General features: G+C 49.3%; 17 protein-coding genes. 10 read left to right on the top strand and 7 right to left on the bottom strand.

Annotated features, from left to right (window positions below; translation table 11 throughout):
• Nucleotides 1-138: 138 nt before the first annotated feature.
• Both HQN60_RS13310 and apaG read right to left on the bottom strand, forming a co-directional pair.
• Nucleotides 139-1,914 (bottom strand): ABCB family ABC transporter ATP-binding protein/permease, encoded by a 1,776-nt coding sequence (locus HQN60_RS13310; protein WP_173534111.1) that lies wholly within the window; start codon nucleotides 1,912-1,914, stop codon nucleotides 139-141.
• Nucleotides 1,914-2,291 (bottom strand): Co2+/Mg2+ efflux facilitator ApaG/CorD, encoded by a 378-nt coding sequence (gene apaG / locus HQN60_RS13305; RefSeq protein WP_173534110.1) that lies wholly within the window; start codon nucleotides 2,289-2,291, stop codon nucleotides 1,914-1,916. The genes HQN60_RS13310 and apaG overlap by 1 nt, the downstream gene beginning before the upstream one ends.
• 155 nt (nucleotides 2,292-2,446) lie before the next feature.
• Here apaG and rpe point away from each other — a divergent pair, with 155 nt between their 5' ends.
• From rpe to trpC, 8 genes are all read left to right on the top strand, one after another.
• Nucleotides 2,447-3,124 (top strand): ribulose-phosphate 3-epimerase, encoded by a 678-nt coding sequence (gene rpe / locus HQN60_RS13300; RefSeq protein ID WP_173534109.1) that lies wholly within the window; start codon nucleotides 2,447-2,449, stop codon nucleotides 3,122-3,124.
• The gene (locus tag HQN60_RS13295) at nucleotides 3,124-3,462 is read left to right on the top strand and encodes an ArsC/Spx/MgsR family protein (protein ID WP_173534108.1); all 339 of its coding nucleotides are present in this window, start codon (nucleotides 3,124-3,126) and stop codon (nucleotides 3,460-3,462) included. Before rpe ends, HQN60_RS13295 begins: the two co-directional genes overlap by 1 nt.
• A 59-nt stretch (nucleotides 3,463-3,521) precedes the next feature.
• A complete protein-coding gene (locus tag HQN60_RS13290; RefSeq protein WP_254456630.1) occupies nucleotides 3,522-4,187 on the top strand; it encodes a phosphoglycolate phosphatase in 666 nt (221 codons plus the stop codon).
• A gap of 371 nt (nucleotides 4,188-4,558) precedes the next feature.
• Complete coding sequence (trpE, locus tag HQN60_RS13285) at nucleotides 4,559-6,028, top strand: anthranilate synthase component I (RefSeq protein WP_173534106.1); 1,470 nt, start codon at nucleotides 4,559-4,561, stop codon at nucleotides 6,026-6,028.
• 11 nt (nucleotides 6,029-6,039) lie between these two features.
• Nucleotides 6,040-6,432, top strand: coding sequence for a GxxExxY protein (locus tag HQN60_RS13280; RefSeq protein WP_173534105.1), 393 nt, complete (start codon nucleotides 6,040-6,042; stop codon nucleotides 6,430-6,432).
• A 49-nt stretch (nucleotides 6,433-6,481) separates the two neighbouring features.
• The gene (locus HQN60_RS13275) at nucleotides 6,482-7,051 is read left to right on the top strand and encodes an anthranilate synthase component II (protein WP_173534104.1); all 570 of its coding nucleotides are present in this window, start codon (nucleotides 6,482-6,484) and stop codon (nucleotides 7,049-7,051) included.
• An 87-nt stretch (nucleotides 7,052-7,138) separates the two neighbouring features.
• A complete protein-coding gene (gene trpD, locus HQN60_RS13270) occupies nucleotides 7,139-8,164 on the top strand; it encodes an anthranilate phosphoribosyltransferase (RefSeq protein WP_173534103.1) in 1,026 nt (341 codons plus the stop codon).
• Between the two features lie 107 nt (nucleotides 8,165-8,271).
• On the top strand, nucleotides 8,272-9,081 hold the full coding sequence (trpC, locus tag HQN60_RS13265) for an indole-3-glycerol phosphate synthase TrpC (RefSeq protein ID WP_173534102.1): 810 nt from the start codon (nucleotides 8,272-8,274) through the stop codon (nucleotides 9,079-9,081).
• 145 nt (nucleotides 9,082-9,226) lie between these two features.
• On the opposite strand, the gene HQN60_RS13260 is transcribed toward trpC, so the two are convergent.
• The 4 genes from HQN60_RS13260 to HQN60_RS13245 all read right to left on the bottom strand — a co-directional run bounded on the left by HQN60_RS13260 (nucleotide 9,227) and on the right by HQN60_RS13245 (nucleotide 14,415).
• Nucleotides 9,227-10,102, bottom strand: coding sequence for a hypothetical protein (locus tag HQN60_RS13260; RefSeq protein ID WP_173531757.1), 876 nt, complete (start codon nucleotides 10,100-10,102; stop codon nucleotides 9,227-9,229).
• Between the two features lie 118 nt (nucleotides 10,103-10,220).
• Nucleotides 10,221-11,462 carry a tRNA adenosine(34) deaminase TadA gene (gene tadA / locus HQN60_RS13255; protein ID WP_173534101.1) on the bottom strand — a complete coding sequence of 414 codons (1,242 nt, stop codon included), beginning with the start codon at nucleotides 11,460-11,462 and terminating at the stop codon, nucleotides 10,221-10,223.
• Nucleotides 11,463-11,658: 196 nt separating this feature from the next.
• Nucleotides 11,659-13,311: a DNA repair protein RecN gene (recN, locus tag HQN60_RS13250; protein WP_173534100.1), complete on the bottom strand. Its 1,653-nt coding sequence runs from the start codon at nucleotides 13,309-13,311 to the stop codon at nucleotides 11,659-11,661.
• 228 nt (nucleotides 13,312-13,539) lie between these two features.
• Entirely contained in the window at nucleotides 13,540-14,415 is an 876-nt protein-coding gene (locus HQN60_RS13245) for an NAD kinase (RefSeq protein ID WP_173534099.1), read from the bottom strand.
• 73 nt (nucleotides 14,416-14,488) lie between these two features.
• On the opposite strand from HQN60_RS13245, the gene hrcA reads away from it, so the two are divergent.
• Together hrcA and mltB are read left to right on the top strand one after the other, a co-directional pair.
• Nucleotides 14,489-15,505 carry a heat-inducible transcriptional repressor HrcA gene (gene hrcA, locus HQN60_RS13240; protein ID WP_308419405.1) on the top strand — a complete coding sequence of 339 codons (1,017 nt, stop codon included), beginning with the start codon at nucleotides 14,489-14,491 and terminating at the stop codon, nucleotides 15,503-15,505.
• A 13-nt stretch (nucleotides 15,506-15,518) separates the two neighbouring features.
• On the top strand, nucleotides 15,519-16,532 hold the full coding sequence (mltB, locus tag HQN60_RS13235) for a lytic murein transglycosylase B (RefSeq protein ID WP_173534098.1): 1,014 nt from the start codon (nucleotides 15,519-15,521) through the stop codon (nucleotides 16,530-16,532).
• A 154-nt stretch (nucleotides 16,533-16,686) separates the two neighbouring features.
• Here the strand turns inward: mltB and HQN60_RS13230 are convergent, their stop codons facing one another.
• The gene (locus HQN60_RS13230) at nucleotides 16,687-19,215 is read right to left on the bottom strand and encodes a bifunctional diguanylate cyclase/phosphodiesterase (protein WP_173534097.1); all 2,529 of its coding nucleotides are present in this window, start codon (nucleotides 19,213-19,215) and stop codon (nucleotides 16,687-16,689) included.
• Nucleotides 19,216-19,249 lie beyond the last annotated feature (34 nt).

Here is a 19,249-nt window from a genome sequence, read left to right as displayed (position 1 = left end):
TACACGCGAATCGCATAAATAAAACTGTGACAAATTTACGCTATTTGCTTACATTCTGATTGGTGTTTGATTTTTAACAACAAACTCAATAAAGCTAGGGCTTTACTGTATATATTTTTTAAAAATCGAAGGTTTCGCTTATTCGGAACTCAATTGCAGGGCCCACATTTGCGCGTAAACGCCATCCAAAGCCAGCAATTGACGATGGTTGCCACGCTCGACAATGCAGCCATCGCGCATCACCAAAATTTCATCAGCATCCGATATCGTCGACAAGCGATGCGCCACAACCAAGGTCGTTCGATTTAGAGAAATCGCTTTTAATTCAGCCTGAATCGCTTTTTCAGTGTGTGAGTCAAGGGCACTGGTGGCCTCATCAAAAATTAAAATCGGCGGGTTTTTCAAGACGGTACGCGCAATCGCCACCCTTTGCTTTTCACCACCTGACAGTTTCAAACCACGCTCACCAACGGTCGTTTCAAATCCTTCGGGCAAACTCATAATGAAATCGTAAATATGGGCTGATTTTGCCGCCTCAATCACCTCATCACGACTCGCTGTTGGCTTGCCGTAAGCAATGTTGTAGTAAATTGTGTCGTTAAACAAAACCGTATCTTGCGGCACGATCCCGATATGCGCGCGCAAACTCGATTGCGTTAAATCACGCAGATCAACGCCATTAATCTCGATTGCACCCGAATTCACATCATAAAAACGATACAACAAGCGCGACAAGGTCGATTTCCCCGCGCCACTAGCACCAACAACCGCCACCGTTTTACCCGCAGGAATGCTAAAGCTAATATCTTGTAGGATTTGTCGATTTTGTTCATAGCCAAAATCAACATGTGAAAAGGTGATGGCCGCACTCGGGGTTTGTAGGGCTTGTGCATTGGGCTTGTCTTTGATTTCAGCGCCTTTACTCATTAAGCCAAACATTTTTTCCATATCGGCTAAAGAATTTTTAATCTCTCGGTAAACAAAACCCAAAAAATTCAATGGCGCATACAATTGCAATAAAAATGCATTCACTAACACCAAATCGCCCAGCGTCATCGTGCCCTTCACCACGCCATCGGCCGCCATACCCACCAAAAGCGTCACCCCAACGGCAATAATGATGGCCTGCCCAGCGTTTAAAAACGACAAAGACACTTGATTGCGTACCGCCGCGCCTTCCCACTGCTGCATGCTGGCATCGTAGCGCTCGGCCTCCCAGCGCTCATTGCCGAAGTACTTCACGGTTTCATAATTAATCAAACTATCAATGGCCCGGGTATTGGCATTGGAATCTAAGGTATTCATTTCTCGCCGATAGCGCATCCGCCACTCGGTAACGCCCAGCGTAAATGCGATATAAACCGCCACCGTTGCAAAAGTGACCGCAGCAAACCACCAATCGTATTTTTTAAGCAAAATCACCGCGACTAAAGCAATCTCAACCAAGGTTGGTAAAATATTGAACAACATAAAGTTCAATAAAAACGCAATGCCCTTGGTGCCGCGATCAATATCGCGACTCATGCCGCCGGTTTGGCGCTCCAAATGAAAGCGCAGCGACAAGCGATGTAAATGTTCAAACACCTGCAAGGCCACTCGACGAATCGCACCTTGGGTGACTTTGGCAAATACCGCATCGCGCATTTCACCAAAAACCGCCGAACTCAGCCGCAGCGCGCCATACGCCAAAATCAACGTTAAAGGCAATACTAAGGGCTGATTTTGCACATCCAGGTGATCAACAATGTCTTTGAGTACCAAGGGCACTGACACATTGGCCAGTTTGGCGGCAATCAGCAGACTGAGGGCAGCAAAAACCCGAAACTTATATTGCATCAAATACGGCAACAACGTGGATAAGGTCTGCCAATCTTTACGCGGTTTGTTTGATTTTTTTTCTACTGTTGATCTCATTAATGCAATGTCCGGGGCATAGAAAGAATAAATGGCGCGATGATCGCTTCGAATTCAGTGCCATCTGCGGCCATCATTTGGTAACTGCCGCGCATGGTGCCAACAGGGGCATTGAGCGTTACACCACTGGTGTATTCGAAACTCTCACCCGGCGCAATTTCTGGGTGTTCACCGACCACCCCCAAGCCGCGCACTTCTTGCTTTTGACCTTGGCCATCTTCAATCACCCAATGCCGCGCCATCAATTTGGCGGGCACATTGCCTTCATTGGTAATGGTAATTTGATAGGCAAAAGTGTATTGCTCTGCACTTTCATTGGACTGCTCAGCGAGATAAAACGGCCGAGCCGTCACGCTAATTTTATAAGTGGCTTCCAATTTAAAATTCTCCGTATGTCCTGTGGTAGATCAGGGCGATGTGGCAGTTTACCAGCGTGGCGAACGCATATTGAGCAAAGTCATCTTGTTTTCGCGTTAAACTGGCACACTAGAGCCTACTAGTGCCTATTCTTGCCTTCTTAGGAGCCGGATTCATGACTTATCGCATCGCCCCAAGTATTTTATCGGCTGACTTTGCCCGTTTGGGTGAAGAAGTAAAAAACGTTATCGCTGCTGGCGCCGACATCATTCACTTTGATGTCATGGATAACCATTATGTGCCTAATCTCACCATAGGTCCTTTGGTTTGCGATGCCATCCGGCCATGGACCGACGCGCCGATTGATGTGCATTTAATGGTAAAACCGGTTGATCGCATTATCCCCGACTTTGCCAAAGCGGGCGCCAACATCATTACTTTCCACCCCGAAGCCTCTGAGCATATTGATCGCTCATTGGGTTTAATTAAAGAATCGGGCTGTAAAGCAGGCTTGGTATTTAATCCGGCCACACCACTGCATTACCTTGACTACGTGATGGACAAAATTGACATGATTTTGCTGATGTCAGTCAATCCCGGTTATGGCGGCCAATCCTTTATTGCCGAAACTTTAGTCAAAGCACGGCAAGCGCGCGCTTTAATCGATGCTTATACCGCCAAAACTGGCCGAGAAATCTGGCTGGAAATCGATGGCGGGGTCAAAGTCGACAATATTGCCGCGTGTGCGGCGGCGGGCGTCGATACCTTTGTTGCGGGTTCCGCTATTTATGGTCAACCCGATTACAAAACCGTCATTGACCAAATGCGCGCCGAACTGGCCAAGGTGGCGTAATGCAGCTGCTGCACAATCCACGCTGTAGCAAAAGCCGCGAGGCCCTGAGCGAACTGAACGCCTTAGGGCATTCGCCAGAGGTTCGTCTTTACCTTGAGAACGCGCTGAGCGCCGATGAAATCACGGCTTTACTGGCGATGCTCGACATCGCCGCGCTGGATTTAGTGCGGCAAAAAGAACCGCTTTGGGCTGAGTTATGCCAAGGGCGAGTATTAAGCGCAGCAGAGATTATCGAGCACCTCGCTGCGCACCCCCAGTTGATCGAGCGGCCGGTTTTAATTCACCAAGGCAAAGCAGCAATCGGCCGCCCTTTTGCACGCTTACTGACTATTTTGTAAATCGATACGATCAATGGCGTTTTTTGACTTAGATTTTTGCAGACATGAATGAGGCTTCAATGAGTATTATTGCTTGTGCATTTGACCTTGACGGCACTTTAGTCGATTCAATCCATGATTTAGCCCGGGCCGCCAATTTAGCGCGCGCCGACGCGGGACTGTCCCCACTGGAAAGTGACCGCGTTGCCAGCTTTGTTGGTGATGGCGCCGCCAGTTTAGTCGCAAGGGTATTGGCCGATAGCCATGATGCAGAATATACCGGCAGCGATATACAGCGCGAGGGTATGCTGAGCTTTAATGCGCACTACCTTGCAGGCCTGCATATCGCAACGCGCTTTTACCCTAAAGTACTCGCCACCTTACATCTACTGCGCGAGCGGCAAGTTCCATTAGCACTGGTTACCAATAAACCAGAACGCTTCACCCTGCCTTTGCTACGCGAGTTGGGTATCGACACGCATTTTGATGTGGTGGTCGCGGGCGACACTGTCAGCAATAAAAAACCCTCTGCTGATCCGCTCCTGTATGCCGCCAGCCGATTAAACGTACCCACCAGTCAGTTGCTGATGGTCGGTGACTCAATCAACGATGTATTGTCAGCGCGGGCGGCGGGCTGCCCTGTACTGGCAGTCAGTTATGGTTATGGCAGCGACGTTGAATCACTCAATGCCGATGCGGTAATTCATAGCTTTGCTGATTTATGTGAGTTTCTCGATCTCGCTTAAACACAACGTTTGGGCAGGCTAAAGCACGTCATTAACGTCAGCGAATTCAAGTTTGAATATCGAAGGTGATGCCAAATCAAATCGCTGACTTTTGTTCCAGCTGACCGCGTGATTGGGCAGCAATGGCCGATTTAACGCCTATTGCTTGCGAACAAATCTATTTCTTCGCAAGCAATGTCACACCGATGGTGCGTGAATTTGACGGTATTGTTCAGTTCACGCACAATTGGGGCTTACTTCTCGATTTAAATAGATATCAATCCACATGGCTTTTTACTCCGCACCGCAGCAATACGAAATTTTTGAATGGCGATGGCGTCGCTGATCTCGCGCGCAGACGCCCTTCTTCTATTCTATTTGGAGTAATACCCATGATTTCCCGCATCGAATTTGATGCCTTGGCCAGCCAAGGCTTTAACCGCATTCCGCTAATCCAAGAATTATTTGCTGATTTAGATACCCCGCTATCGGTGTATCTCAAACTCGCCAATCGCCCTTACTCGTATTTATTAGAATCGGTCGTCGGTGGCGAGCGATTTGGCCGCTATTCATTTATTGGCTTACCCGCGCGCACCCGAATCAAAGTTTGCGGTACGCGCACTGAGCTGATTCATGACGATCAGATCATTGAAAGCCATGAAGGCAATCCACTGGATTTTATTGAAAGCTACCAAGCCCGTTTTAAAGCGCCGCCAAGCAAAGGTTTGCCGCGTTTTATGGGCGGTTTGGTCGGCTATTTTGGTTACGAAACCATTCGGTATATCGAGCGTAAACTCGCGCAATGCGATAAAGCCGATCCAATTGGCGCGCCCGATATCCAGCTATTACTCTCTGAAGAAATCGTCGTTGTCGATAATCTAAGCGGTAAGTTGTATTTAGTGGTGTACGCCGACCCGCATGAAATCGATGCATTTGACACCGCCAGCACGCGCATTCATGCATTACGAATGAAATTACGTGAGCCAGCCAATATGGCGCTCTCGCTACCGACCGGCAATGTGGGCGTGCCGGTATCTGAATTTGGCGAAGCGCCATTTAAGGCGGCCGTACTCAAAGCCAAAGATTACATCAAAGATGGCGACGTGATGCAGGTGGTGCTGGCGCAACGCATGAGTGCGCCGATGCAGGCCTCGGCGATGTCATTATATCGCTCTTTACGCAGCATTAACCCTTCGCCGTATATGTTTTATTACGATTTTGGCGATATGCAAATTGTCGGCGCGTCACCCGAAATTTTGGTGCGACTCGAAGACGACACCGTCACCGTGCGCCCAATTGCGGGCACCCGAACTCGCGGTAAAGATCGCGCAGAGGATCTCGCGCTCGAGCAAGAATTACTCGCTGACGAGAAAGAAATCGCCGAACACGTGATGCTGATTGATTTGGGCCGTAATGACGCTGGTCGCGTGGCACAAACTGGCTCAGTCAAACTCGTCGACAAAATGATTGTTGAGCGTTATTCCCACGTGATGCACATTGTGTCCAGCGTAGAAGCCAAGCTTAAACCTAAACTCAGCGCGATTGACGTGCTCAAAGCCACCTTCCCGGCTGGCACAGTTTCTGGCGCGCCCAAAGTGCGGGCCATGGAAATCATTGACGAGTTGGAGCCAACTAAACGCGGCATTTATTCTGGCGCGGTCGGTTATTTGGGCTTTAACGGCGAAATGGACGTGGCGATTGCGCTGCGTACTGCGGTGGTTAAAAACCAAACACTCTATATGCAAGCTGGCGCCGGCATTGTGGCCGACTCCGTACCGCAAAGCGAATGGCAAGAAACACTCAACAAAGCCCGCGCAGTGCTCCGCGCGGCTGAGCTCGCTGAACAAGGGCTGGACGCCTAAAGGCAAAAACGATGAACCACAAAGACACAGAGGCACAGAGAAACGCACTGAGCCAACGTGTAATTGGTGCAGCAATTGAAGCCCATCGACACTTAGGCCCTGGGCTCCTTGAGTCTGCATACCAGACTTGCCTCGCTTATGAATTAAGCCAAGCAGGCTTATTGGTTCAGCAACAATTAAATTTACCGCTGATTTATAAAGGCATTCAATTGGATGCCGCCTACCGAATCGATATTTTGGTAGAAAATCAGCTGGTACTCGAACTTAAAACTGTGGAAAAAATACTACCGATCCATGAAGCACAACTATTAAGCTACCTTCGCCTTGGCGGTTTTCCGCTCGGTTTATTGCTTAATTTTCATGCGCCTACGCTGAAAGAAGGCATAAAACGCCTTAAGCTTTGATGTGGTTTTCTTTGTGCCTCTGTGCCTCTGTGGTTAAAGGGTTTTGACTATGCTACTCATGATTGACAATTACGACAGCTTTACTTACAACTTGGTGCAATATTTTGGCGAACTCGGCCAAGAAGTCCAAGTGCATCGCAACGATGAAATCAGCATCGAACAAATCGAAGCTTTAGCGCCAAAATATCTGGTGATTTCACCCGGCCCTTGCTCGCCAAGCGAGGCGGGTATTTCGGTGGCGGCGATTAAGCATTTTGCTGGCAAGCTGCCGATTATGGGCGTGTGCTTGGGGCATCAAGCGATTGGCGAAGCTTTTGGCGGTGTGGTGTTGCACGCCAAGACCCTAATGCATGGCAAGGTATCGCCGGTTATCCATAACGACATCGGGATATTCAAAGATATACCCTCTCCTGTTACCGTCACCCGCTACCATTCATTGGCCATTGAGCGCGACTCGCTCCCCGATTGCCTTGAAGTGACCGCGTGGACCGCCGACGGTGAAATCATGGGTATTCGCCATAAAACTTTAGCCATCGAAGGCGTGCAATTTCATCCCGAATCGATCTTGACCGAGCATGGCCATCAGATGCTCGAAAATTTCCTGCGCGAATTTGCCTAATACAAAACTCACCACAGAGACACAGAGACACAGAGAAACTGATTTACGCTGTGCCTTTGTGCCTCTGTGGTTCAAAAGTGAGTCACCATGATTACCGTACAAGCCGCCTTAAATCGCCTGATCGACAATAACGAATTGTTTTACGATGAAATGCTGCATTTAATGCGGCAAATCATGTCGGGTGAAATGACGCCAGCGCAAATCGCTGCACTCTTGATTGGCCTACGTACCAAGGTTGAAACGGTTTCCGAAATCGCCGCTGCGGCCACCGTGATGCGCGAATTTTCGACCAAAGTGGCAGTACAAGATCAACGGCATCTCGTTGACACCTGCGGCACCGGTGGCGATGGCGCACATACGTTTAATATTTCTACGTGTGCGGCTTTTGTTGCGGCAGCAGCAGGCGCTAAAGTCGCCAAACATGGCGGCCGATCAGTGTCATCAAGCTCAGGCTCGGCCGATGTGCTCGAAAGCTTTGGCGTGAATCTGAATCTCACTGCCGAACAAGTCGGGCAATGTATTGACGAAGTCGGTTTGGGCTTTATGTTTGCCCCCAACCATCACAGCGCCATGAAATACGTCGCGCCAGTACGCAAAGAGCTTGGCGTGCGCACGATTTTTAATATCCTTGGCCCACTGACTAACCCTGCTGGTGCTGACAATCAAGTGATGGGCGTATTTCACCCAGATCTAGTGGGTATTCAAGTGCGCGTATTACAAAAGCTAGGCGCTAAGCACATACTCATCGTCCATGGCAAAGACGGCATGGATGAAATATCGATTAGCGGCCCAACGATGATTGCCGAGCTCAAAGACGGACAAATCACCGAATACGAATTTGACCCACGCCAGCTGGGTTTTGAGCTCGCCGACATTAAAGCACTACACGCTAGCAATGCTGCTGAGTCCAAAGCCAAGATCGAGTCGGTGCTCAACGGCGAAACCGGCCCTTGCCGCGACATCGTTTTACTGAACGCTGGTGCTGCCATCTACGCCGCCAACTTAGCTGTTACCCTCGAAGACGGCATTAACGCAGCGCATGAAGTGATTGCTAGCGGTGCGGCAAAAGAGAAATTGGCTGCGTTGATTCGTTTTACACAAGCGCTGGCCTAAGCCGATAGATTGACGTAGCTTGGCTTAACCGCGCAGCGGCGTAGCCACCATCTTAAAAATTTAAAATATTGGCGGGTTACGCGCTAACCCGCCCTACGAGTGAAGCCATGTCCGACATCCTAAAAAAAATCTGGGCGACGAAGTTTGAAGAAGTCGCTACGGCTAAAAAACACCTGCCACTCGCCGAAATTCGGGCGCAGGCTGAGGCCAATCAAGACCATCGCGATTTTGTTGCGGCGATTCGTGCTAAACACGCAGCAGGCAAAGCCGGGGTGATTGCCGAGATCAAAAAGGCCAGCCCGAGCAAAGGCGTGATGCGCGATCCGTTTGTGCCGGCGGAAATCGCCGCCGATTATGCGGCCAATGGCGCGGCGTGTTTGTCGGTATTAACCGATGTGCAATATTTTCAAGGTCATGCTGATTACCTTAAAGCGGCGCGAGCGGCCTGCGTTTTACCGGCGCTGCGTAAAGACTTTATGGTCGACGAGTATCAGTTTTATGAAGCGCGCGCTTGGGGTGCTGATTGCATTTTATTGATTGCCGCCGAGCTCGATTTAGCGCAAATGCGCGATTTTGAAGCGCTAGCGCATAGCCTTGGTATGGCGGTCTTGGTTGAGGTGCACAATGGTCAAGAGCTGGATGCTGCGCTGCAATTAACAACACCGCTGGTGGGGGTTAATAATCGTAATTTGCGTACATTTGAAGTGAGCTTACAAACAACGATCGACTTATTGCCACGGATTAACGACGCTGGCGGCAACCGAATCGCGGTGTGTGAAAGTGGCATTCATGCGGCTAGCGATGTGCAATTAATGCATGATCATCAAGTGCATACGTATTTGGTGGGTGAGGCCTTTATGCGGCAAGCCTCACCTGGACAAGGCTTAAGTGATTTGTTTAATCCAATTTATAATTAAATCTGCTGTATACAGCTCTAAGTAATATTTGATAACGCTTAGAGCTGTATACCCAATGCTTATTATTCGGCACCAAGGCTATGTGCGGTAGCACGATGAAACAATAGGATAGTTTCAATTTTTAATGGCGAAAACCATGCTCTGATTATTTATGACCGCCGCCTTCGCCTCCTTTACCGCCACCACCGCTTTTCCCGCCGCCGCCGCTACTGCCTCCACTGCTACCTCCGCTACTTCCGCCACTACTTCCGCCACTACTTCCGCCACTACTGCCGCCACTGCTACCGCCACTACTGCCTCCGCCGCTACCGCTTTCACCTGAGCCAGTGGAACCTTTGGATGAAGAGTTGGAATGACTTGATTGATGGCCTGTAGATTGATCGTCTCTACCACGACCTTTATCTGCGCTGCTTCTTCCTGTTGAATCATCCCCTAGTTCGCCAGAACGGTTTGATGGCTTATTACTTGAGCGATGACTTTCTTGTTCTGGTAAAGCTCGGCCATGTTCCATTTCGACCCCTTCACGCGACTGGTGCTCATTAAGCTGATGCAATGCATGCTGTGGTTCGTGACTTTTAGACACCACTGAGCCTAAATTTAGGCCTAATCGATTGGAAATCGCTCCCCAACCCAGACCCGAAGCACGCATCGATGAAACCGAGCTCAATGCCTGCGACAATGTCAGGCTAGTATTTTTTTGCATCATCGCACTCGCCAAGGCCAGCGTTACGTTCACATTGCCCCAGCCCATACTTTGCCCAGTACCGGCAATGGTTGTGCGGCTACCGTTGGCGGCAATCAACGTGGTCGAACGCCCCTCTCTGAGCGCCTCCGCCAGTTGGGCGGCATTTCTTTTTGATCCTGCCAGCGAGGCATAGGTATTGGCCATCGCATCTGCGACTTGTTTTGAGTCTTGTTGCTGGCTTAGTTGATTGGTTTGTTGTGCGCTGTCATCTAAGCCATCGGCGAAAGTTGGAAAACTCAGCAACAAAGCAGAGTAAAGCCATAAATGTTTCATCATTTGCTCCTAAAGCATAAGAAATAGACTTACTCAGTATGCTTCTCATGCAATCAAAGCTTGCGACAAGACAGAACATTCGCCGCCCAAAGGACAGTGTAAAGATAAGCAAAAAAAAGAATTAATCGAGCAGATATGAACGGATCTGTGCTTGTTGCTGTGGGCTTAGCCCTAAAACATGCTCGATATAGCGCGGCAAGGTGCCGGATATTTTTTTGACTTCATGTAGCGCGGCTTTTAAATAGTGGGCATCAACCCCCAAAAGCGCATTGAACAGCTCGGCCTCAACACCACTGGCAACGCCTTGAGCGATCAGCGCTTGATATTTGTGTAATACCAGCGCATTGCTCGCTAGATAGTCACGCAAAATCCGCTCGTGTGGCACACCCAATATCGTCAGCAATAAAACCGTCGCCCAGCCGGTGCGATCTTTACCTGCGGTGCAATGCCACAAGACGGGGTATTGCGCGGGACTACAAAGTGAATGCAACCATTGGCGCATTACCTCTTGGGCATGCGTGTTGCGAACCATTTCGCGGTATATATCGGCCATCAGCAAGGCCGCACGCCCTTGCCCTAAATGCAGATTTAATTGCGAAGGATCGGCCAGCAATGCGTTTAAACTCAGTGCTGATTGCAACTGCGATTGAGCTAACACATCCGCGGTGTGGTACTGCACTGCAGGCCACTGCGGATCTGGATCACGTGCTATTTCAGCGGAGGTACGAAAATCCCAAATGGTACGAATCGCCAATGCGGCAAAGGCTTGCTGATCTTGCAAACCGGCCAATTGGTCAGATCGAAACAACATCCGCGAGCGGATGGTTTTTCCTGCTGTCGTTTTTATGCCACCTAAGTCACGAAAATTAGCCAAACCCGCGATCTGCAATGGTGGCACAGGGATTGATGTTTGACGTTTTTGGGCAAAAAAAGCTTGCAGTAATTGTTTGGCTTGCTCGCCACCAGCGCCGTGTTCAATCTGGGTATGGTGATTTAACCGAGGTTCTAAATACGGATTACACACACTGCCTGCCGCCCCGGTTTTGGGCTCAGGCAGCGCGTACACCACGCGAGCAATCCGCGATTGCAAAATAACGCCGCTACACATTAAACATGGCTCAAGCGTAATAAATAGCTCGCACTCGGGTAAGCGGTAGTTGCCTAGGTGCTGCGCCGCTTGGCGAATCGCCAGCATCTCGGCATGCGCACTCGGATCGTGACGATGAATGGGTTGATTATGCCCACGGCCGATGATTTGCCCTTGATGGACCACGACCGCGCCGACCGGCACTTCGCCCAAAGCCAAAGCCAGCTCTGCTTGTTGCAAAGCCGCCTGCATAAAATCCAAATCGGTGTAACTCAACGCAAAATCCTTCGTGGGGTATACCACTGCAATCTATTATTGATGCTTTTTAGAAAGCAATACCTTTGTTATTTAACCTTCAGTTACGGCATTAACCTAGCTTAGTTTTGACTAGACACTGCACCGAGCCTTCAAGCCAATCCTGAGCAAATACGGTGAATCCGCAGCACGTCAAAACCGCAGCACGTCCAAACAGCTAAGCTAACATCTCAGCAGCATGCTGGCGCGTGGTTTCAGTAATGTCTAAACCACCCAACATGCGGGCGATTTCTTCGATTCTTGCCTCGTGGCTTAAGACGGCAATCGAGCTGATGACGCCTTCTTTGCCTTGCTGCTTGGCCACTTGCAAATGCTGCACACCGCAGGCGGCCACTTGCGGTAGGTGCGTAATACACAACACTTGCCGCGACTGGCCTAATTCAGACAATAGTCGACCGACAATTTCGGCGACCCGGCCACCAATGCCAACATCCACCTCGTCAAAAATCAGCGTCGGCACATTCGCCACTTGGCTGGTCACCACTTGCAAGGCCAAACTAATCCGCGACAACTCACCACCGGAGGCGACTTTGGCCATTGGGCGCAGTGGCGAAGCAGGATGATTGGCCACTTGTAATTCAACCTGCTCTAAACCATAAGCAGCTGGATGCGTTAAAGGCTGCAAAACCACTTCACAGCGGCTGCCCGACAAAGCCAAGACTTGCATTTGCTCTGTGACCAATTGCGATAATTTTTGCGCCGCGCTAGTGCGCGATTTACTTAAAGATGTGGCCAATTTGCGATAAGCGCTTTCTGCGGCTAAGACTTGTTTTCGCAAGGCATCCAAACCCTCTGCGCCGCCCAATTCGGCCAACCGCGCTTGCCATTCTTGCAATTGCGATAGCAGCTGCGACGGGTCGATGCGATATTTACGGCCCATTTTATAAATCGCATCAAGGCGGCTTTCAACTTCGCTTAAGCGCTCAGGATCGAGCTCTAAGCGGTCGGCATACAAGCGTAAAGCACTCACCGATTCGGCCAATTGCGCTTCGGCGCCCGCAATGAGCTCTAAGGTATCGTTAATTGATGGATCAAAATCAGCCAATTGGCTTAAGCGATGCGCGGCCGTGGCGAGCCAGCTTTGGCAATTATCATCACCATCGCTGAGCGCCATCAGCCCTTCTTGTACCCCATCGATTAAGCCTGCGGCATGGTGCAAACGCTTGTGATCAAGCTGCAACTCGGGCCATTCGCCCTCTTGCATATTCAGCGCCGCAACTTCGTCAATTTGCCATTGCAAGCGCTCGCGTTCGGTTTCAAAGCGCTCGGCATTTTGTTCGGCATCGTTAAGTTGCTGCGCCAGCGTGTGCCAAACTTGATATTTTTTAGCGGTATCACGCGCAACTTGGGTAGTGCCCGCGTAAGCATCGAGCAAATCACGCTGCGCGTCATGGCGTAATAACGATTGGTGGGCATGTTGGCCGTGGATGTCGACCAAGAATTCACCGACGCCTTTGAGCTGGCTCAGTGTAACGGGACTGCCATTGATAAATGATCTGGATTTGCCATTGGCATCAATTACTCGGCGAATAATCAATGGCGCACAATCTTCGCTGAGTCCTTGTTCAATCAGCCAGTCGGTCACGCCGCTTAAGGCTTCGCACATAAATTCCGCCGACAATTCAGCGCGCTCAGCGCCGTGACGAACCACGCCGGCATCCGAGCGATCTCCGAGCAATAAACCCAGCGCGTCAATCAAAATAGATTTACCAGCGCCGGTTTCACCGGTGAGTACGGTTAAGCCCGCTTGAAAGTCTAAATCCAGTTCACGAACAATGACAAAATCACGTAAATGCAGCGCTGCCAGCATGGTCTCACCTAAGTTAAAAGCTCAGAACAAGATCAAAGTGTACATTCGTTCTATAAAAATGGCGAGCGCTGGTCATTAAAATTCATCGATAGCGCACGAAAATCCGCCCAAAGCGCCCCCGTTTCGTAACGATTGAAATTGAATAGTTATCGCATTACGCCATTTTTAGGTGCACCAGCTAATCTGCGAGACACACTCAACAAGACGATGCTAAGCTGCAGCAAAACCTTACAGTAGCTTTTCGCCCCAGCGCAATTTGGCGCGCAGCATATCGTAATAGCTATAACCATGCGGATGCAAAATACGCAGAGAATTGGTGTAGCGGCGGATCATGACGCGATCCATTTCATGCAATTCAAAATCCGATTGATTATCAAAATGCACGCGCGCGCCCTGCCCGCGCGTTAATAAAAACGCCACTTGGGCGTTATCTGACACCACAATCGGGCGATTGGATAAAGATTGCGGGCAAATTGGCACTAAGGTGATCGCGGGTAGTGCAGGATGCAAAATCGGCCCACCGGAGGCCAGTGCATAGGCGGTAGAGCCGGTTGGCGTGGACACCACCAAACCATCCGAGCGCTGGCTGTAGACAAATTGATTGTCGACAAAAATCTCAAACTCAATCATCGAGCCAATCGAGCCGCGGCTAAACACCACATCGTTAAACGCTAAAGAGGTGCTAATCGGCTGGCCATCGCGCAAAATCGTTGTTTCTAGCAAAATGCGTTCTTCAGGAACGAACTGCCCAGCGATCATATTGCTAACGGTGACTTCCATTTCATGCAATGGAATATCGGTCATAAAGCCTAGGCGGCCTTGATTAATCCCCACCAAGGGTATGCGATAGGGAGCCAATAACCGCGCCACCGACAGCATGGTACCGTCCCCCCCTAATACCACAACCAAATCAGCTAATTTGCCAATATGATCGCGTGATACTTTTTGGTATTCAGTAATGCCATGCTCTTGGGCAATATCTTGCTCGACCAATACTTTAATGCCGCCGCCTTCTAGCATGGCGGCCAAACGAGCAATCGGATCCCCAAGCGCGGGGGTATTTAAGCGGCCAACAAGGGCGATGGTTTTAAATAAGCTATGCATGACGTGTGGTTTTACACCAAATTAAATCACAGAACGCATTAATAACACGCCAGACAGGTTAAAATCCAGCGCTATGATGCTCAATGATCGATCCCACATCCTTTTAAAGACGCTGGTTGAACGCTATATCGCCGACGGCCATCCTGTTGGCTCAAAAGCGTTGTCGCAATATTCTGGCCTTGATGTCAGTTCGGCCACGATACGCAATGTCATGGCCGACCTCGAAAACCTCGGCCTGATTGCCAGCCCACACACCTCGGCGGGGCGAATTCCGACCGCGCAAGGCTACCGCCTGTTTGTCGATCGATTACTGACCACGCAAGGCAGTACCACTCATGCGGCCTTGCCTGAGTTACTCAGTACTGAATTGCCGAACGATCATCCGCAACACAGCATTGCCGCCGCTTCGCAACTATTATCCCAGCTTACACATTTTGCGGGCGTTGTGACGCCGCCACGCCGTAGCGAAGTGCTACTCAAACAAATTGAATTTTTGCCGCTCTCGGATAAACGCGTATTGCTCATTTTGGTGACGCAAGATGGCGAGGTACAAAATCGCATCGTGCAAACCGAGCGCATTTTAGGCATCAATGAGCTCAATGACGCGGCGCATTTTTTAAATCGCCACTGCGCCGGCAAAACCATTGGCAATCTCATGCAGGTTTTGCAACAAGATTTAGGCCAAGTTAAACGTGAATTACTTGAGCTGATGAATGCCGCCATGCAAATGGGACAAGATTTAAGCCACGACCATATGGTGATTGCGGGGGAACATCAATTGCTGGGGCTGAATGATTTTGGCAGCAATATGCGGCAAATGCGCCAGTTGTTTGAACTTTTTGAACAAAAAAGCACCCTACTCAAACTAATGCAACTGGGGCAAAGCGCCGAAGGCATTCAAATTTATATCGGTCATGAATCGGGCATCGCGCCACTGGATGAATGCTCAGTTATCGCCGCGCCGTATCGAGTGGATGGCGAAATCGTCGGTACTTTAGGCGTGATTGGCCCAACTCGTATGGCGTATGATCGCGTAATTCCCATTGTTAACATTACAGCGCAGCTACTCTCTAGCGCGCTGTCTCATTAAATCGATCTTATTCATGAAAAAAATCACCCTTGCCATCTTGGCGACCCTCGCTGTATCGGCCCCTTCTGTTGCGGATGATGAATTAATTAGCCGCCCAGAAGTGCAAGACTACATTCGCCAAACCGCCGCCACGCATGGATTTAGTGAAGACTACTTAACGAGTGTGTTGCAAGACGCGCAAACCAAAAACAATATCATTACGATTTTGGATCGCCCCTCAACCAGCCGACCTTGGCATGAGTTTCAAGCCAATTTTGTGAATAAAACGCGCATCAATAATGGCGCCAAATTTTGGCGCAATCATGCCGATTTAATTAATGCCATTGCCAAGCAATACAAAGTGGCCCCCGAAGTGATGTTGGCCATTTTGGGCGCAGAAACCAATTACGGCACGTATACCGGCTCGTTTCGGATTGTTGATGCTTTAAGCACCATTGCGTTTAATTACCCACGCCGTGCCGCGTATTTTCAAAAAGAACTCACTGAGTTTTTCTTATTAGCGCAAGCAGAGCAACAAGACGCCGCGTCATTTAAAGGCAGTTACGCCGGTGCCATGGGCTGGCCGCAATTTATGCCCTCGTCTTTCCGGAAATACGCCCAAGATTGGGATGGCGATGGCCGTCACGACATTTGGAACAACCCCGGCGACGCGCTGGCCTCAGTGGCCAACTATCTCAATCAGCATGGCTGGGTGGATCAAGGCGACACCTTTACTGCAGTCAATATGAATCAAGACCCTAGCCAATTATTGGCCGATAAATTTAATATCCATTACACCGTGGATGAATTAATCGCCAAAGGCGTGGCGCCGATTGCCGAAATCAACACTCAGCAACCGGCAGTGTTATACGCGCTAGAAACTGAGCCGGGGTTTACTCAGCACTTTTTAGGCTTTAATAATTTTTACGTGATAACTCGCTATAACAAGAGCACTTTGTACGCGACGGCGGTCTTGCAGCTAGCCGATGAAATCAAAGCGGCTTATCTGCGTGGCGATGAGCCAGCCAAGCCAGCGGCCAAAAAATAAACCCATTCACACCCGCCCCCTGCCTTGGTTCACGCCCGCACAATGACGAGCGTGAACCAAGTAACGGCCGACCCATACAACAGCAAACCGTGGCATCTTAACTCAGCACACCTTACCCGTATTGCTCCCTAGACCAAGTTAAATAAAGCCTAGATTAATATACCTCAGTCACTTGCTTAGCCATGCTGATCAGCATATTTTCCATATCCGGTGCTGATAATGGTTTACTGTAGAAGTAACCCTGCGCACAAGCGCAACCCATATCCCGCAAGACCTGCATTTGTGCCTGCGTCTCAACGCCTTCGGCAACGACATTTAAGCCCAGTTTTTGGGCCAAAATCACAATGGTTTCGGCAATCACCACATCATCAGCCTGCTCAGGAATACCTTCAATAAACGAGCGGTCGATTTTTAATGTATCCAGCGGTAAGTTTTTCAGTTGCGATAAGGATGAATGACCCGTTCCAAAATCATCAATAGCCACTTTCACGCCCAATTGTTTGAGCTGCTGCAAAATGGCAATGGCTTCATTAATCCGCGTCATAATCAAGCTTTCAGTGACTTCAAGCTCCAACACGTGGGCGGGTAGTCCGCTATTTTGCAGCGCTTGCGTCACTTGCGACAGCAAGAGATCAGGCCTAAATTGCCGCACCGACAGGTTTACGGCAATTTGTGGCACCACAAATCCTTGCTGCCGCCAGCGCTGCACGCATTGGCACGCTTCATTCAGTACCCAATCGCCAATGGGAATGATCAAACCATTTTCTTCGGCAATTGGAATAAATTCGAGTGGGGATATCAAACCCAATTGCGGGTGCCGCCAGCGAATTAAACATTCCAATCCGGCCAATTGCCCGGTCGCTAAATCAAACTGCGGTTGATACCATAATTGCAATTGCTGACGCTCTAAGGCAAAACGCAGCGCATTTTCTAAATTCAAATGCGACATTTGATGCGCCATATTCATATCGATCGAATAAAACTGGTAAGTGTTTTTGCCCATTTCTTTGGCGCGATACATCGCAATGTCAGCATTTTTCATTAATTGCGCCGCTTGCCCAGCATCATGCGGATATAAACTAATGCCGATGGAGCCTGTGACAAAAAGTTCATGTTCGCCCACTTGATACACTTCACCCAGCGCCAACAAAATACGCTCGGCGACCTGAATAATTTGCTCGTTATGAATGACGTTTTCCAATAGCACCGTAAACTCATCCCCACCCAAGCGCGCCACCGTATCTTGTTGCTTGACATTGCCTTGCAAGCGCTGCGCAACCACTTTGAGTAGCTCATCACCAACATCGTGGCCCAAAGTATCGTTAATGGTTTTAAATCGATCCAAATCAATAAACAGCAAAGCAAACGAGCGGCATTTGGTACTGGCCCGCGTTAATGTTTGCCCCAGAGCCTCGTGTAAGCCGCTGCGATTGAGTAAGCCGGTTAACGCATCATGCTGCGCCAAATGACGCATTTTTTGCTCAGACTCTTTGCGCGTGGTGTAATCGGAAAAAACCGCCACGTAATTGGTAATTTGATTATATTCATCACGCACCGCGCTCATTGACAGCCAAGCAGGATAAGCGCCGCCGCCTTTGCGCCAATCTTGCACCTCGCCCTCCCAATGACCTATTTGATGCAAACTGGTTAATTGATTCGATTGCAGCACGCTTAGCCGGCCTTGCTGGCGGCCAAAAATACGCGAGGTTTTGCCAATCGCATCGCGAGCTTGAAAACCGGTTATTTTTTCAAAAGCGGGATTGATGGCAATAATCTTGGCATTGGCATCGGTTAGTAAAATGCCTTCACTGGCATGCTGAAAGATCTTACCCGCCAAGCGCGCAGCATTGATTGCGCGCTGATTTTCACGGTGTGAAGCGGTTAAAAAAATCGCTGTTTGCAGCGCGATTGCCAACAAAAATAACAATCGAACCGTATGCACAACGGAATTAGTTTCGCCAATATATTGACTACTGATCACCAACAAAATAACTAAAGCAATGGCGCTATTGGCAATCTGCCCGAGACGCAATGATGACCAAATAAATAAAGGAAACATTAAATAAGCAAATTCTAGGGCATACACATTATGCCCTTGCAGCAATAAAATGCTGCCGCCGGCGACTACGGTAATGATTAAGGTTAATTCAATAATCCAATTGGCATTGAGCGACTCTTTATCGCTCAATACCGCATATATACCGGGAATTACAATTAATAAACTCAAGGACTGAGCCAGCCAGACCATGAGCCAATTTTGCAGCAATAAAGGTTGCGCAATTACAAACTGCACCACAGAGATAAACATGCTAGCAAATAAAATATTGCTATAAATTGGGCCTGCTAATAATAAACGATGACTATCGTTAATTCTAAATTCGCCTTCGGATACAAACAGTGGCAACAAGCTAAAAACACAGAGCGCCTGCGCTAGATTGAGCAGTGTCACAGTGGCCGCAAGCCATAAAGTCGGTGCGGCAAGCTCAAGACCATAACAAATTGCACCGGGAATACAGCACAGTATCGCTCTGGGCCCCATTAGCAACAAGCCCGCCACAGCAATACCTAATTGCAAGTTTAATGGACTAAACCAAGTATCTTTGGGTAAGACACTGCAATCAATCAGTCCAGCCAAAAGATAGGCTAACGCCAATAAATAATATTTTTGCTTAGATTGCGACATCGGCAATAGAAGATCATCGAAATGGAACGTTGAT

Origin of the sequence: Deefgea piscis (assembly GCF_013284055.1) — a bacterium.
GTDB classification, from domain to species: Bacteria; Pseudomonadota; Gammaproteobacteria; order Burkholderiales; family Chitinibacteraceae; genus Deefgea; species Deefgea piscis.
This window is presented reverse-complemented; position numbering and strand designations above follow the sequence as displayed.

Bases quoted from the DNA above. Each gene is read 5' to 3' on its own strand.
- HQN60_RS13275 (WP_173534104.1), top strand. From the start codon at position 6,482: ATGCTACTCATGATTGACAATTACGACAGCTTTACTTACAACTTGGTG.
- trpD (WP_173534103.1), top strand. From the start codon at position 7,139: ATGATTACCGTACAAGCCGCCTTAAATCGCCTGATCGACAATAACGAA.
- HQN60_RS13290 (WP_254456630.1), top strand. From the start codon at position 3,522: ATGAGTATTATTGCTTGTGCATTTGACCTTGACGGCACTTTAGTCGAT.
- mltB (WP_173534098.1), top strand. From the start codon at position 15,519: ATGAAAAAAATCACCCTTGCCATCTTGGCGACCCTCGCTGTATCGGCC.
- trpC (WP_173534102.1), top strand. From the start codon at position 8,272: ATGTCCGACATCCTAAAAAAAATCTGGGCGACGAAGTTTGAAGAAGTC.
- HQN60_RS13295 (WP_173534108.1), top strand. From the start codon at position 3,124: ATGCAGCTGCTGCACAATCCACGCTGTAGCAAAAGCCGCGAGGCCCTG.
- rpe (WP_173534109.1), top strand. From the start codon at position 2,447: ATGACTTATCGCATCGCCCCAAGTATTTTATCGGCTGACTTTGCCCGT.
- HQN60_RS13245 (WP_173534099.1), bottom strand. From the start codon at position 14,415: ATGCATAGCTTATTTAAAACCATCGCCCTTGTTGGCCGCTTAAATACC.
- HQN60_RS13310 (WP_173534111.1), bottom strand. From the start codon at position 1,914: ATGAGATCAACAGTAGAAAAAAAATCAAACAAACCGCGTAAAGATTGG.
- hrcA (WP_308419405.1), top strand. From the start codon at position 14,489: ATGATGCTCAATGATCGATCCCACATCCTTTTAAAGACGCTGGTTGAA.
- HQN60_RS13280 (WP_173534105.1), top strand. From the start codon at position 6,040: ATGAACCACAAAGACACAGAGGCACAGAGAAACGCACTGAGCCAACGT.
- recN (WP_173534100.1), bottom strand. From the start codon at position 13,311: ATGCTGGCAGCGCTGCATTTACGTGATTTTGTCATTGTTCGTGAACTG.
- HQN60_RS13260 (WP_173531757.1), bottom strand. From the start codon at position 10,102: ATGATGAAACATTTATGGCTTTACTCTGCTTTGTTGCTGAGTTTTCCA.
- HQN60_RS13230 (WP_173534097.1), bottom strand. From the start codon at position 19,215: ATGTCGCAATCTAAGCAAAAATATTATTTATTGGCGTTAGCCTATCTT.
- trpE (WP_173534106.1), top strand. From the start codon at position 4,559: ATGATTTCCCGCATCGAATTTGATGCCTTGGCCAGCCAAGGCTTTAAC.